11 protein-coding genes are annotated in these 13,652 nt (G+C 70.6%); 5 read left to right on the forward strand and 6 right to left on the reverse strand.

The window, feature by feature from the left end; all coding sequences use genetic code 11:
* Nucleotides 1–193 precede the first annotated feature (193 nt).
* Entirely contained in the window at nt 194–1,003 is an 810-nt protein-coding gene (locus AB5L52_RS02255) for a DUF427 domain-containing protein (RefSeq protein ID WP_369362435.1), read from the forward strand.
* 103 nt (nt 1,004–1,106) lie between these two features.
* On the opposite strand, the gene AB5L52_RS02260 is transcribed toward AB5L52_RS02255, so the two are convergent.
* From AB5L52_RS02260 to AB5L52_RS02270, 3 genes are all read right to left on the reverse strand, one after another.
* Complete coding sequence (locus tag AB5L52_RS02260) at nt 1,107–1,664, reverse strand: YciI family protein (protein WP_351575582.1); 558 nt, start codon at nt 1,662–1,664, stop codon at nt 1,107–1,109.
* Between the two features lie 72 nt (nt 1,665–1,736).
* Nucleotides 1,737–3,395 (reverse strand): penicillin-binding transpeptidase domain-containing protein, encoded by a 1,659-nt coding sequence (locus AB5L52_RS02265; RefSeq protein ID WP_369362436.1) that lies wholly within the window; start codon nt 3,393–3,395, stop codon nt 1,737–1,739.
* A 202-nt stretch (nt 3,396–3,597) separates the two neighbouring features.
* Nucleotides 3,598–4,164 (reverse strand): helix-turn-helix domain-containing protein, encoded by a 567-nt coding sequence (locus tag AB5L52_RS02270; RefSeq protein WP_351030476.1) that lies wholly within the window; start codon nt 4,162–4,164, stop codon nt 3,598–3,600.
* An 83-nt stretch (nt 4,165–4,247) separates the two neighbouring features.
* Here AB5L52_RS02270 and AB5L52_RS02275 point away from each other — a divergent pair, with 83 nt between their 5' ends.
* Nucleotides 4,248–5,171, forward strand: coding sequence for an SDR family oxidoreductase (locus AB5L52_RS02275; RefSeq protein WP_351030478.1), 924 nt, complete (start codon nt 4,248–4,250; stop codon nt 5,169–5,171).
* Nucleotides 5,172–5,392: 221 nt separating this feature from the next.
* Here AB5L52_RS02275 and AB5L52_RS02280 read toward each other — a convergent pair whose 3' ends face one another.
* A complete protein-coding gene (locus AB5L52_RS02280) occupies nt 5,393–5,938 on the reverse strand; it encodes an AAA family ATPase (RefSeq protein ID WP_351030604.1) in 546 nt (181 codons plus the stop codon).
* A gap of 223 nt (nt 5,939–6,161) precedes the next feature.
* The gene (locus AB5L52_RS02285; protein WP_369362437.1) at nt 6,162–6,896 is read right to left on the reverse strand and encodes a MerR family DNA-binding transcriptional regulator; all 735 of its coding nucleotides are present in this window, start codon (nt 6,894–6,896) and stop codon (nt 6,162–6,164) included.
* Between the two features lie 103 nt (nt 6,897–6,999).
* On the opposite strand from AB5L52_RS02285, the gene AB5L52_RS02290 reads away from it, so the two are divergent.
* Both AB5L52_RS02290 and AB5L52_RS02295 read left to right on the forward strand, forming a co-directional pair.
* Entirely contained in the window at nt 7,000–8,199 is a 1,200-nt protein-coding gene (locus AB5L52_RS02290) for an erythromycin esterase family protein (protein WP_369362438.1), read from the forward strand.
* A 120-nt stretch (nt 8,200–8,319) separates the two neighbouring features.
* On the forward strand, nt 8,320–8,718 hold the full coding sequence (locus AB5L52_RS02295; protein WP_351575569.1) for an ACT domain-containing protein: 399 nt from the start codon (nt 8,320–8,322) through the stop codon (nt 8,716–8,718).
* A gap of 67 nt (nt 8,719–8,785) precedes the next feature.
* Here the strand turns inward: AB5L52_RS02295 and AB5L52_RS02300 are convergent, their stop codons facing one another.
* Nucleotides 8,786–12,622: an amino acid adenylation domain-containing protein gene (locus AB5L52_RS02300; protein WP_369362439.1), complete on the reverse strand. Its 3,837-nt coding sequence runs from the start codon at nt 12,620–12,622 to the stop codon at nt 8,786–8,788.
* Nucleotides 12,623–13,037: 415 nt separating this feature from the next.
* Here AB5L52_RS02300 and AB5L52_RS02305 point away from each other — a divergent pair, with 415 nt between their 5' ends.
* The gene (locus AB5L52_RS02305) at nt 13,038–13,250 is read left to right on the forward strand and encodes an NAD(P)H-dependent oxidoreductase (RefSeq protein ID WP_369362440.1); all 213 of its coding nucleotides are present in this window, start codon (nt 13,038–13,040) and stop codon (nt 13,248–13,250) included.
* Nucleotides 13,251–13,652 lie beyond the last annotated feature (402 nt).

Below are 13,652 nucleotides of genomic sequence, written 5' to 3' on the forward strand. Positions count from 1 at the left end.
TCATTCCGCATGGCCATGCATAGTGCCGGGCCGTAACGGCCCCCTAACGGATGCGCCGGCCCGCCTGCCGCACCTCCCGCCGGCCCGCCTGCGGCTCCCCGGCCGGCCTGGCGGGCGGCTCCCGTCCGCGCGAGCATGGAGCCGCCGCGGAAGCCGCCTCGACCACGCCGACCCCGCCCGAGGAGACCCAGTCATGACAAGCCTCAGCATCGCCCGGTCGTTGCGCACCACCCCCGAAGGCCTCCTCTGGGAGCCCAGCGAGCGCTGGGTGCGCGGCCGTAAGGGCGATGTCACCGTCGTCGACAGCCGCCATCCCGTACTGGTGTGGGAGCCCGGTGTCCCCGTGCCGCTGTACGCCTTCCCGCGCACGGAGGTCCGCACGGACCTGCTGCGCCCGGCGAAGAACCCGCCGGCCGGAGCCCATACCGGATCGACGCTCTTCTACGACCTCGCAGTCGACGGTGCGCTGCTGGAGAACACGGCCTGGACGTTTCCCTCCGCCGACCTGGCCGGCCTCATCGCCTTCGAGTGGGTCCAGCGCACCGGCAGGGGCCTGGACCACTGGTACGAGGAGGAAGAGGAGATCTTCGTGCACCCCCGCGACCCCCACAAACGGGTCGACGCCCTGCCCAGCAGTCGGCACGTCGTCGTCGAGATCGGCGGCCGGGTCGTCGCCGACACACACAGCCCGGTGCTCCTCTTCGAGACCGGCCTGCCCACCCGCTACTACGTCCCCCGGGAGGACGTCCGCCTCGACCTGTTCCGCCGCACCGACCACCAGACGCGCTGCCCCTACAAGGGCATCGCCGGGTACTGGTCCTGGGACAGCGAGCACGGCGAGGCGGACGTCCCGCCCGACGTCGTCTGGAGCTACCCCGAACCGCTCCCCGCGGTGGCCGCGATCAGGGGGCTGCTCGCCTTCTACAACGAAGCCGTCGACATCACCGTGGACGGTGAACGTCTGGAACGCCCGGTCACGCACTTCACCGCGTCACTGTCCTGAGACCGCGCGCCACAGCCGCGCAGGGGACCACGCGCACCGCGTCCCGCCCGGGCGGCCCCGTGCGCTCGGACACCGGCCGGGGCCGAGCGCAACGCCCCGTTCCTCACCTTCGGCCGCCGAACGTCCAGGCATGGACCTCGATGTCCGCATACCGCTCCGGGGCGAGGACGGCCCGTGCCGTGTCCGCATCCGGTGCCCGGAGCAGCGCGGCCGTGCCGAGCCAGGCGGCGCCGTCGTCGGACAGCAGCGGACCGTACGCGATCAGCTCGTCCCGTTGCCGCGGCGGCGCGACGAGATCGGCGGCGGCCGGCTGCCGGGCGCCGAGGCCGAGCACCAGATACCGGTCGCCGTCCGTCGGGCCGCCGGGGAAGTCCCACATGGTGCGTCCCAGCAGGTTGCGCCAACGGCGCAGCAGCACCTCCCGGTACACGCCCGCCTGGTAGTTGGGCTCGTCGAAGGCGAAGGCCCGCGCGGCCGCGGCGTCCGGCAGGCCGACGATGTGCACACTCCCGGTGGGCGTGTGCCCGTCGTCGGCCAGGGTCGGGCCGCGGGCGATCATCTCCTTGGCGTACCGGTCCATGTAGGACCAGTGCTCTTCCAACAGTTCGTCCCGCAAGGACAGGGAGCCGGGCCGATCGCGGTGATAACAGAAGAACTCCATGGCACCAGACCCTTCCCAACGACGGGCCGGGGCCTCAACTCCTTTTGCCGGAACGGCCCATGAGGTGGGCGCTCAGCCGCCCGTCAGCAGCCGCCGCACGACGTATCCCGCGGAGTCGACGCCCGAGCTGCCGCCTTCGACGAGTGCGGCCACCGCGATACGAGAGTTGTAGGCGGTCAGCCAGCCGTTGGTGTGGTCCCCCTCCTCGGCGGTGCCGGTCTTGGCACCTACTTCGCTCAGACCGCCCAGCCGCGGAGCCGCCGTGCCGCCGGTGGCCACGCCGCGCATCATCGACTGCAGATAGTCGGCCGTGCGGGCGGAGATGGGCCGGGGCGCGGCCTCCTGGTGCTGTTCCGGCAGGATGATCGGCTGCTCGAAGCCGGCGTTGCGCACGGTGGCCGCCACGGACGCCATGAACAGGGGCGTGGCGGTGACCTTGCCCTGGCCGATGAACTGGGCCGCCTGGTCGCCGCCCTGGACGTCCGGCGGGACACTCGGGTCGGTGGTGGCGATCCCGCCGCCGATGGACCAGTTGCCCAGCCCGAAGACGTTCACCGCCTCGTCGTTCAGCGCGGAGGCGTCGCCGTCGTGCACCAGGTGGTGGAAACCGTCCTTGATGAAGGCGGTGTTGCACGACACCGTGAACGCCTCGGCGAGGGAGGAGCCGGGGTTGGCCCGTACACCGGGGTCGTTGTGGAACAACTGGCTGTTGGCCACCAGCGAGTCCGTGCACGGCGCCGGACTGCTCGGCGTGAGGCCCGCCTTGTCGAAGAGGGCGGCCGCGGTGATGATCTTCATCGTGGAGCCGGGCGATTTGATGCCGTTGATGGCGATGTCGCCGTCGTCGCCGGTGTGCGCGACGGCGAGGATGTGCCCGTTGCGCCAGTCGAGCGCCACCGTGCCCGCGGGCTTCTGCTGCAGATGGGCGTCCTGCACCGCGTGCTCGGCCACCCCCTGGAAGCCGACGTCGATGGTCGTCCTGACGATCGCCGGCCGGCCCTGTGTGAAGACCTTCACCGTCTCCACACCCGCGCCGCCCGCATCGACCACGGCCACGCCCGTTCCGGGTTGTCCACCCGTGGCCTTGGCGTTCTTGCCGATCGTCGCGGCGATGTCCCGCAGCGACGGGAAGGTGGACAGATCGGTCCTGCCGTCGCTCGCGACGACCTTCGCGCCAACCGAGCCGGCCGGCAGCGTGCCCGCGGTCAGCGACTGACCGTCGCCCAGGCCCGGATGGAGCACCGAGTTGTTCCAGTGGACGGCCAGCCGGCCGTTCGTGCTCTTCCGGACCGCCACCGCGCTCGCGTAGTCCCAGGTGCCGCCCGCGACCTGAGCGGTGACATCGAAGGTGACCTTGGCGGCTCCCGGTGTCGCCGACGAGGCTCCGGCGGACAGGATGTGATCGAACGTCAGCTTCTTCAGGTGGAGGCCGTCGGCGTATTCCCGGAGGGCCCGCGCGGCGGTGTCCGGTGTGTCGGTGTCGCTCGCCGCGCCGTCCAACTGCTGCTGGGACCAGCTGTCCAGGAACGCGCGGGCCTGCTTCGTCGCCTCGGCACCCGACGGGGGCGTACTGGACACCTCGGAGGGGTCGAACCCGCGCGCATCCTGGGACGTGCCCTCACTCGCCGAACCGGAGGCGAGGCCGTGCACGATGTTGTAGGTACCGATTCCCCCCAGGGCGAGCAGCGCGGTGCACGTACCGGCGAGGCCGATCTTCACAGCTCTGTTCATGCGGAGATCGTATGTACGTTCCATGAATGCGTGTGCACATAGTCGATGGATCGTTATCGAACAGTGCGAGCATTACTCGGTACCGCACTGGGGTGGAGCGAGGTCGGCACCCCGGCCCACACCCAGGATCTGGGCCACGACACCCTCGCCATCAACCTGCCCAAGGGCCGCGAGGTCCTCATCCACTCCGGCCGGGCGAGCCCTAGGCGCCCGAGGTCACCGCCTTCAGTTCGGCCAGTGACTCCCGTATCAGCTGCGACATCGGACGCTCCTCGGCCGGTGCGATCCAGCGTTCGAAGGCGATCTTGAAGACGGCGACCGTCGCTTCGGCGGCCAGGCTCGCGGCCGGTTCGGCGACCCCGCGGCCGCGCAGGGTGTCGGTGAGGGCGGCCGCCAACGAGGCGAGCTTGATCAGCTCGCGCTCCCGCAGTTCCGCGTTGGCCGTGATCACGGCATGGCGCCGGCGCGCGAACTCACGCCGGTCGGCGAACATTTCGGCGACGGCGTCCAGCCCGATCGTCAGCGCGTCGAGTGTCGCCACGGACTCCGGGGCTCCGGCGACCGCCCGCACGAACAGTTCCTCCAGCTCACCGGCGCCGGCGAAGAGCACCTCGCGCTTGTCGGCGTAGTGCCGGAAGAAGGTCCGCTCCGTGAGCCCGGCCCGCTTGGCGATCTCCGCCACGGTGGTCTGCTCGTACCCGCGCTCGGCATAGAGCGCCAGCGCGGCCTTCGCCAGGCGTCCGCGCGCGTCCGGCTCCCATCTACCCATGCGGAGATCTTACGTGATGACAGGGGCTGACATCGGGTGTACGGTCTATGACAGTGACTGACATCGACTCTTTGAGGTCTCCCATGCGCATCTTCGTCACCGGCGCCTCCGGCTGGATCGGATCCGCCCTCGTACCCCAGCTCATCGAGGCGGGACACCAGGTCGTCGGGCTCGCCCGCTCCGACGCCTCCGCCGCCGCGCTCACCGCGGCCGGCGCCGAGGTCGTCCGCGGCACCGTCGACGACCTCGACGTCCTGCGGGACGCGGCCGCCGCGTCGGACGGGGTGATCCACCTCGCCTTCAAGCACGACATCGCCTTCAGCGGCGACTTCCGGGGCGCCGCCGAGGCCGACCGGCGCGCCGTCGACACCTTCGGCGAGGCCCTCGCCGGCACCGACCGGCCCTTCGTCCTCGCCTCCGGCCTGGCCGGACTCGCTCCCGGGCGGATGGCGACCGAGCTGGACATGCCCACGCACTCCGACTCACCGATCACGATCCGAGCGGTCACCGCGAAGGAGGTGCTCGGATTCTCCTCGCGCGGCATTCGCTCGTCCGTGGTGCGGCTCTCACCGACTTGCCACGGCGACGGGGACAACGGCTTCATGGCGACGCTGGTCGCCATCGCCCGCGCCAAGGGCGTCTCCGGCTACATCGGCGACGGCGCCAACCGCTGGCCGGCCGTCCACCGCTTCGATGCCGCGCAGTTGTTCCGCCTCGCGGCGGAGCAGGCCCCCGCCGGTTCGGTGCTGCACGGAGTCGCGGAGGAGGGCGTCGCGATCCGCGACGTGGCCGAGGTGATCGGGCGGCACCTCGATGTGCCGGTGGTCTCCGTGGCACCCGAGGCGGCGGCCGAGCACTTCACCTGGCTGGCCGACTTCATCGGCCTCGACTTCCTTGCGGCGAGCAGCCTGACGCGCGAACTGCTGGACTGGACACCGACCCACCCGGGCCTCCTCGAAGACCTGGACAAGGGGCACTACTTCACCGCCCCCGGCACCGGCGCCTGACGGAAATCCCGGCTGGAGGGCCGGTGAGAAAGGGCCCTCCAGCCGGGCCCGGCGGTACGGCGGCGCAGGGGGCCTTCCGGGCAAGCGGGGCGCCCTACGGCCGGACGCGGGCGATCGGCGCCGGGCTTCTTCTCCACGTGCTGGGCTTCTTCAGGCATCGCGCCATACGGGAGCCGACCGGTCAGGCATCGGTCCGAACCCTGCCGGCCGCGACGGCTGAGTCAGATGTCCAGCGGCGGGAGGCCGGACAGCCCCGTGTCCTGCATGATGTGGTCGACCGTCTCCGTCAGCGAGCTGTCGGCGCCGATGACCCTCTCCACTCCCCCGGGCAGCAGGTCGCGCCCCCGGTACCAGTCCCGCAGGTCGGCCTCGGTCACCTGGCCGGCGATCTGCTTGGTCGCATGGCGGGCGAGGGTCTCGTCGAACGGCACGTCGAGGTAGTAGCCGTGGGTCGGTCCCCGGTGGTCGGCGCGCAGCCGGGCGAGCATGTCCCCGTAGCGGTCGGCGTACAGGATGCCCTCCACCACCACGTGATAGCCGGCGTCCAGCGCGTAGCGGGCGACGGTGTCGATCAGGCCGATGTTCGCCGCACCCGGCCGGTCCCGCTCCCGCAGCACGACCCGGCGGAGATGGTCCTGTTCCACCAGGGCGAGTCCACGGCCGAAGCGGTCACGCACACCGGCCGCGACGGACGACTTGCCCGAGGCGCTGTTGCCACGCAGCACCACCAGCCGGGTCTGTTCCGTACCGACTCTCATCTGCCGCAGAGTACCGGCCCCGGGTTGCCTGCGATCCCTCCGACGGTCCGCCCGATCACGAGACCGTCGCCGGCTCATGCGGCGGCAGTGCTCGAACAGCACCCCGCGTGCCCTGCCCAACGGGGCGGGAGTCCCGGTGCCGAAGTTCCAGTGCTGGCACGGCGCAGGCCTCCAGGGGGTTCGCAGTGGCTGCGACGGCGATGTCGTGCTACCGCGGCACCCACTGCGTGGCTCAGAGTGAGTCGGCCTGATTCTCGGTGTCCAAGTGCGTGAGGTATGCGCTGAGATGCGTGGCCGCGTGGAGCATGGCGCGGCCCCGCGCGGTGAGTTTGTGCTGCCAGGCGTCCAGCGACGCGGCGAGTGCGTCCGTGCCGCCGGCCGTGCGGATCTGCTGCACCACGGTGGCGATGTGTTCGAGCGGATAGCCCCCGCGGCGGAGGAGGTGGGCCAGCTCGGCGTCGCGGATGTCGTCGGCGCCGAAGACGCGATATCCCGTGGCGCGGTCCCGGGCGGGGGTGAGGATGCCCGCGCCTTCCCAGTTGCGCAGGGTCGCCGGTGTGACGCCGAGTTGGTGCGCGAGTTCGCCGACGGTGCGGGTCCCCGCCGCCGGGGCGGGAGCCGGGGCAGTCTCGGACTCCGTCGTCAGGTGCTGCACGGCGGCGCGTACGGCATCGAGGGTGTCCCGGTCGCGCAGCAGCCGACTGTGCCCGTGGTCGATGAGCGTCAGGGCCTCGTCGAGGTCGTCCCGGTGGAGGGCCGTCATGATCTGGCCGGCGGCCGCGTACCCGTACGCCGGGACGAGCGAGAGGTAGGCGCGGAGCGCTGCCGCGTGCACTTCGGTGTAGATCCGGTAGCCGCTGGGGGTGCGCTCGGCGGGCGGGACGAATCCGTGCCGCTCGTAGTTGCGCACCGCCTGGGTCGAGAGGCCGTGCTCGCGCGCGAGGTCGGTCGGTCGCAAGGTGCTCACCGGTTGAGACTTTACCGCAGACCCGATCCGCTCAGCGGCCGCATCTGCGCATCGAGGCCCGAACAAAGCCTCAAGCGATCTTTCAAGGATACGATTGAGGCTCATGAGTCAGGACATTCGCGACTTCGTCACCCCGTCATGCGACCTCTTGGCACTGGGCGAACCGACCCATCAGGAACCGGCCTTCGGGCAGGTCCGGAACGAACTGTTCGCCCAGCTGGTCGACCACGGATTCCGCTCCATCGCCCTCGAAATCGACCGCGTGGCCGCACTCGCCGTGAACGACTACGTCCAGGGGGGAGCCGGCAGCCTCGACACGGTCATGCGCGACGGCTTCTCCCACGGCTTCGGGGAACAGGACGCCAACCGACAGCTGGTCAGCTGGATGCGTGAGTACAACGAGCACCGACCGTCAGGACAACGCCTGACCTTCCATGGCTTCGACGCCCCGACGGAGACCACCAGCGCACCCAGCCCACGGTGCTATCTGGAACACGCCCGCGACTATCTGGCGCTCGACCTCGACCTCACCGGCCTCACCGGCGACGACGCCCGGTGGAGCCGCGCGGAGGCGGTCCTGGACGCCACGATGTCTCCCGGCGCCACGGCCGAGGCCGAGCGGCTGCGTTCGATCGCCGACGACATGCTCAACTCGCTCTACGCACGCGCCCCGGAACTGATCGCGGCGACCTCACGCGACGAGTGGTTCAGGGCCCGGGCACACCTCACCGCCGGCCTCGGCCTGCTGCGCTACCACAAGCAGTCCGCACAGCCCCTCACATCAAGTCTCCGGATAGCCGGCCTGGCCGCCACCAGGGACGCGCTCATGGCCCAGAACCTCCTGGACATCCGCGGCATCGAGGAGGATCGAGGCCCGACCCTGGTCTTCGCACACAACCTCCATCTGCAGCGGAACCAGAGCATCTGGCGTCTGGGGGATCTGGGCGCCGACTGGTCAGGCGCCGGCGCCATCGTGGCCTCACTGCTGGGCGAACGGTACGTCTGCGTCGTGGGCAGCCTGGGCCGCAGCAAGGCCCTCGGGCTGCGCGACCCGGACCCGGACACCTACGAGGGCCGCCTCCAGCGCCGTCTCACCACCTGGGGCTTGGAAGCGACCCCGGCCACCCCGACCACCCCGACGGCCCCGACCGACGCGTCCACCAGGGCTCCCGCCGCTCGCACCCGCACGGACACCCACCCCAGGCAGGGCTACTTCCCGCTCGACCAGGCGACACTCGACGTGGTGGACGCGGTCCTGCACATCAGCGACGGCACGACCGCGGGCTCCCCGGCACACACCTGACGGCGGCGGGGCGGCCGAGCCGACTGCCGCGCCGTCGGGCCGCCGGGCCGCCGGGCCGCACATGCGAACGTCCCCGCCAGCCTGCGGGACGGGCGGCCCGGCGGACCGTAGTCTGGGACCGTGACCGGCGAGACTGATCTGCACACACTGCTCCGCGGCATGCGTCCGGAGCTGAATCCGGGCCGCTATGTCTTCACCATGGCGGAGGGCGGCGTGCCGTCCGGCGTCACCCCCGTGGTGACGGTCGCCGAGCAGGAGGGCCTGACGCTCGTCGTGCCGCAGGCGGAGGCGGACTCGGCGGGGATGGCGTACGACTACGTCGCCGCGTGGATCACCTTGCGAGTGCACTCCGCGCTGGCCGCGGTGGGACTGACCGCAGCGGTCTCCCGCGCCCTCGCCGACGCGGGCCTGAGCTGCAATGTCGTCGCCGCCTTCCACCACGACCACCTCTTCGTACCCTACGAAGACGCCGAGCGGGCCGTTGCGGTCCTCCAGCGACTGGCGCGGGACGCTTCCTGACCTGACCTCCTTGTACTTGGTTCTCCCCGTCGTTCGCGCGCGCGGTTCAACCTCCCGTGATCGCCTCCTACTTGGTGATGTGGCCCATCGCGGTGCGGGTCGCCGTGAGCAGTTCCGGCAGGCCGTGGGGCTTGAGGACGCTGTAGTGGTCGCCCTTCAGACGGACGACAGTGGGCGGCATGGTCGAGTACGCGGCATGGGACTCGATGAAGGAGTAGTCGTCTCCCTGGGCCTTGAAGAGGGTGACAGGCGCCTCCACCGTGCGTTCGGTCAGTTCGCGGAAGGTGTAGTCGAACTCGTAGGTGATGCCGACGATGCGGGTGATGCGGCGGATCGTGTCCTCGTCCAGGGACGGCAGCAGATCATGGATGCAGCAGACGAAGCTGCCCTCGTCGTGGGCCTGGGCCAGGCAGGCGGCCAGGGCCGGGCCGTGGATCGTGCCGGTGAAGACGGAGAAGAGGATCGTGACGTACGCGGGGTTGTCGTACGACGCCTCCCGGCCGTGGGCGTGGCCGTCGTCCTGGTGGACCTTCGGGTTGCCGGGGCAGATCAGGAACAGGTGCTCGGCCTTCTCGCCGCCCTGTTCCAGCTGCCATGCCGTCTCGAAGGCGACCCGGGCACCGAAGGAGTAGCCCCACAGGCTGTAGGGGCCGCTCGGCTGGATGCGGCGGATCTCCGCGAGGTCCGCGGCAGCCATCTCGCGGATGGTGTCGTACGGGATCTCTCCGGCGTTGATGCCGTGCGCCTGGATGCCGTAGAACGGGCGGTCCAGGCCGGCTTCCTGGCCCAGCAGGCGCAGGTTCATCGGGTAGCCGCCGAGGCCCGGCCAGCAGAAGACCGGGGCGAAGCCGCCCGCCGTGGCCAGGGGGATCATCCGGGAGACCGGGGTCGTGTCGTCGTCCATGCGCGCGGCCAGGTCGCGCAGCTTCGGCGTCTCGAAGAGAACCTGGAGCGGGAGCCGGGTGCCGAAGTGCTTGTTGATCCGGTTGACCAGGGCCACGGCGATCAGCGAGTTGCCGCCGCAGGCGAAGAACTCGTCCTCGCTGGAGACGTCCTCGTACTTCAGCGTCGCGCCCCAGACGTCCGCCAGCCACTGCTCGGTCGGCGTCGCCGGTGCCACGTAGACCCCGGGCTGCCGCGCGGCGGCCACTTCGGGGGAGGCGGCCAGAGCCTTGGCATCGACCTTGCCGTTGGCCGTCAGCGGCAGCGCGTCGAGGACGAGGACCCGGTTCGGGAGCATGAAATCGGGCAGGGTGCGGGCCAGTTCGTCGCGGATCATCTCCGCCGGTCCCTGGGTGTGCACCGCGTCCTCGTACATGTCCTCGCCGGCCATCTGCTCGTCGCTGACCCGGCCGCCGAGGAAGAAGTACGACGGGCCGCTGCGGATGCCGGCCGAGCCGAGGATGTCGTCGAGGCGGCGGGCGGCGGGCAGCGGATGCCCGGACCGGGAGGAGTAGCCCGAGGGCATGAAGCCGAAGCCCGGGGTGCGCTGGAAGTGGTGCAGACGGGTGCCGAGGGCGATGTACTCCAGCCAGGGATCGGCGGCCCGGCTGACCGCGCTGATCCCGAAGCTCGCGCGGGCGTACACGCCCTGGTTGATGGCGATGACGTGCCGGACCTCGATCAGCTCGTTGCCGATGCGCTCCAGCGCCCCGTCGCGGTAGCGGTACTGACCGGCGGGCAGGCCCTCGACGCGGTCCGGGTGGGCCTGGACGTACAGCTCGGTGGGGTCCTGGCGGGGCCGGCCGTCGTTCGCCGTGATCTCGAAGGTGCCGAGGTAGTGGTCCTCCTCGGCGACGTCCAGGACGTCCTTGACCGGCGGGAAGTGGCCGAGCGGGGCGATGGTCAGGCCGTGGGCGGGCAGCACCTCCTCGAACACGCCCACCATATGGCCGGTCTCGAATTCCAGTACTTCTTGGACGTTGGTCCGGTAGACGGGTTCGATCGCCCGCCGCTTGCCCAGGAAGTGCACCAGCAGCCCGCCGTCCGGGCAGCGGCCGGTGCCCTCGCCGACGCGGACCAGGCTGTGGTCGACCGGGTGGTAGTAGTACACGCCGGGCACGAGACCCGCGACACCGCCGGACTCGACGTACAGCTGGGTGGCGTACAGGGCACCCGGTGAGGCGTAGGAGTACTTCGGCAGCAGCCGTTCCTCACTGTGGAACTGGCCGAACCAGCGCAGGATCCGGCCCAGTTCGGCCGGTGTCAGCTCGCTCAGCGGCCGGGAGTACGACGGGACCGGGCGCGGTACGAGCACGGCGAGGAGGTCCTCGCGGGTGACCGGGCCGCCGTCGTAGAAGCGGTACGTCTTGCGGGCAAAGGTCTCCCGGCGCTGCTCGGGGGTCGCCGCACGGCCCGGCAGGGCGATGGCCGGGCGGCCCGCGAGTTCCGTCGGCTCGCGCAGGCCCGGGTTGGAAAGCTGTGCCTTGACCTGGAGTTTGGACGCCTTGGACTGGTGGTGGGCACCGTGTGAGCCCTGGTCCATGACGGCTGCGGTACGGGGGTTCAGCTCGACGCACGCGACCAGCGCCGGATGGCCGGTGCGCGGGTCGTCGGTGACGATCGCGGCGGCGCGGCGCACCCAGATGTGCTCCTCGATGCGCGAGGCCACCTCCTCCAGCTCCACGCGATAGCCGCGCAGCTTGACCTGGTTGTCGGCGCGGCCCGCGAACTGCAGGGTGCCGTCCGGGTTCCACAGGCACACGTCACCCGTGCGGTACAGGCGCTCGCCCGGCTCGAACGGCGAGGCGACGAAGCGTTCCCGGGTCTGCTCGGGGCGGCCGAGATAGCCGCGGGCCAACTGGGCGCCGCCGAGATACAGCTCCCCGGCCACGCCGACGGCGACCGGTGCCAGTTTCTCGTCCAGGACGTACGCCGAGACATCGTCGACGGGCACGCCGATGGGTACGGTGCGGGACGTGCCGCCGTCGACGGCCGCGGGGTCGACCTCGTGGAAGGTGGCGTTGATGGTGGCCTCGGTCGGGCCGTAGAGGTTGACCAGGGACGTGCCCGGCAGCCCGTGGAAGAAGTCGCGGGCCAGTTTGTGGGTGAGCGCCTCGCCGCCGCAGAAGACGCGCCGCAGTGAGGTGCAGGAGGCGAACTCCTCGGTGTCCAGGAGGGCTTGGAGCAGCGTCGGCACGCACTGCAGGTGGGTGACGCCGTGGGTGCGTACGGCCTCGACGATGGCCTGCGGGTCCCGGTGGATGCCCGGGGTGCCCATGACGACATGGGTGCCGGCGGCCGGGGCGAGGATCTCCCACTGGGCGGCGTCGAAGCTCATGGGCGTCTTCTGCAGGATGGTGACCTGCGGTCCGAGGTAGCCGCGGGAGGCGAGCCAGTCGAGCTGGCCGACGATGGCCCGGTTCTCGATCCCCACGCCCTTGGGCCGGCCCGTGCTGCCCGAGGTGTAGATGACGTAGGCGAGATGGCCGGGCTGCCGGTCGGGGACGGCGGTGCGGTCGCCCGGGCCCGGCATCACTTCCGCCGGCGTGAGTACGAGGACGTCCCTCGGTGCGAGGGCCGCCAGACGCTCGCGCAGGTGTTCCTGCGTCACGACGACGGACGCCCCGGAGTCCTCGATCATGTAGCGCAGCCGGTCCTCGGGGTAGTCCGGGGACAGCGGCAGACAGGCGGCGCCCGCGCCGAGGATGCCCCACACCCCGGTCATCAGGTCCAGGGACGGCTCGGTGAACAGACCGACGCAGGTGTCGGGGCCGATGCCGAGCCGGGCGAGGCGGGTACCGAGGTCCCGGCTCTGCCGGTCGAGCTCGCGGTAGCTGAGCCGTTCCTCCCGGAAGGTGACCGCCGTGGCCTCCGGACGCAGCGCGGCCTGACGGGTCAGCAGGTCGGGCAGGCACAGGCTCGTGAGGGGTGTGCCGGCTATCAGTGCGCTCGCAGTCTTCATTGCACCGTCCCCGCGTGGTTGTGCTGGATGAGTGGCGACGGCCGGCGGGGGACGAGGGGGGCTCCTGAAGTTCTCCCGAGCCGGTACGGGCCCGGCACGGGACGTTCGCGGGAGGTGTTCGGGAAGGGCGGTCGACAGGAGGGGACCCGTCGCAAGGGACCCGCTCGGCTACGCAAGCCAGGAGCGGGAACCGCGAAACCCGTGACACCGGTGAAGGGCCAGCCACCGTGACAAAGATTGTCCTCGTCCCCCGGAAACATCCGTCGGGACTCGCTCAACGCCTCCGTTCTTGCCACCGTGCGCCGGCTGCTGGCCTCGCGGGCGGACGGGGACGAGTACGAAATCGACACCCTGTCGGTGGGGCGACTCCCACTGTACGACCGGGACGTCGAACAGGCATGTGGAACCGACGCGGTTGCACACCGCGAAAGAGCTGGTACGGGGCGCGCACGCGCACTTCGTCGGCACGCACCCGTACAACGGCCAGATGCCGGGCGTTCTCAGGAACGCCTTGGACCGGCTCGCGCCTCCGGCCGGGGACGGCCCGCTCACCGGCAAGACCGTCGCGCCGGCGAGCGCCTCGCCCGAAGCGCGCGGCGCAGTGGGCGCACGGGCCTCGCCGTACTGACCCGCTGCTGTACCCAAGTGGTGGACCATGAGCCGATGAGCCGATCGCGGTCGGCCGGGGCGAGCAACTACGCACCGACAACAGCGACTTCTCGGCAGCATGAGTGACGAAGCCATCGCCGTCCCGGACGAACTCCGGCCCCCCCCAATCGGCGGGGGTGGACCAGCCGACTGCGGGATGGACAACGCAGAAGAAAAGCAAAATGATCCTTGCGGGAAATTGTCGACCGGCCCACATAATTCTTTCGCGCTCCCTGGAGCAAAATTTCGCCATTTGCGCGGATGTCGCGAACCAGGCATTCCAGCCATCGAACTTGGTTTCGAAGCCTTGCGAACCGGCAGGCCAGCGGCGCGATTTCGCTTTTCTGCAACAATGAAAGGGCATTCTATCGCCAGAGGGTGA

The sequence above is a fragment of the Streptomyces sp. CG4 genome, assembly GCF_041080655.1.
In the GTDB taxonomy this organism is placed as follows: domain Bacteria; phylum Actinomycetota; class Actinomycetes; order Streptomycetales; family Streptomycetaceae; genus Streptomyces.

Excerpts from the sequence above, each read along its gene's own strand:
- AB5L52_RS02255 (WP_369362435.1), top strand. The coding sequence starts at position 194 with ATGACAAGCCTCAGCATCGCCCGGTCGTTGCGCACCACCCCCGAAGGC.
- AB5L52_RS02260 (WP_351575582.1), bottom strand. The coding sequence starts at position 1,664 with ATGGAGTTCTTCTGTTATCACCGCGATCGGCCCGGCTCCCTGTCCTTG.
- AB5L52_RS02265 (WP_369362436.1), bottom strand. The coding sequence starts at position 3,395 with ATGAACAGAGCTGTGAAGATCGGCCTCGCCGGTACGTGCACCGCGCTG.
- AB5L52_RS02270 (WP_351030476.1), bottom strand. The coding sequence starts at position 4,164 with ATGGGTAGATGGGAGCCGGACGCGCGCGGACGCCTGGCGAAGGCCGCG.
- AB5L52_RS02275 (WP_351030478.1), top strand. The coding sequence starts at position 4,248 with ATGCGCATCTTCGTCACCGGCGCCTCCGGCTGGATCGGATCCGCCCTC.
- AB5L52_RS02290 (WP_369362438.1), top strand. The coding sequence starts at position 7,000 with ATGAGTCAGGACATTCGCGACTTCGTCACCCCGTCATGCGACCTCTTG.
- AB5L52_RS02300 (WP_369362439.1), bottom strand. The coding sequence starts at position 12,622 with ATGAAGACTGCGAGCGCACTGATAGCCGGCACACCCCTCACGAGCCTG.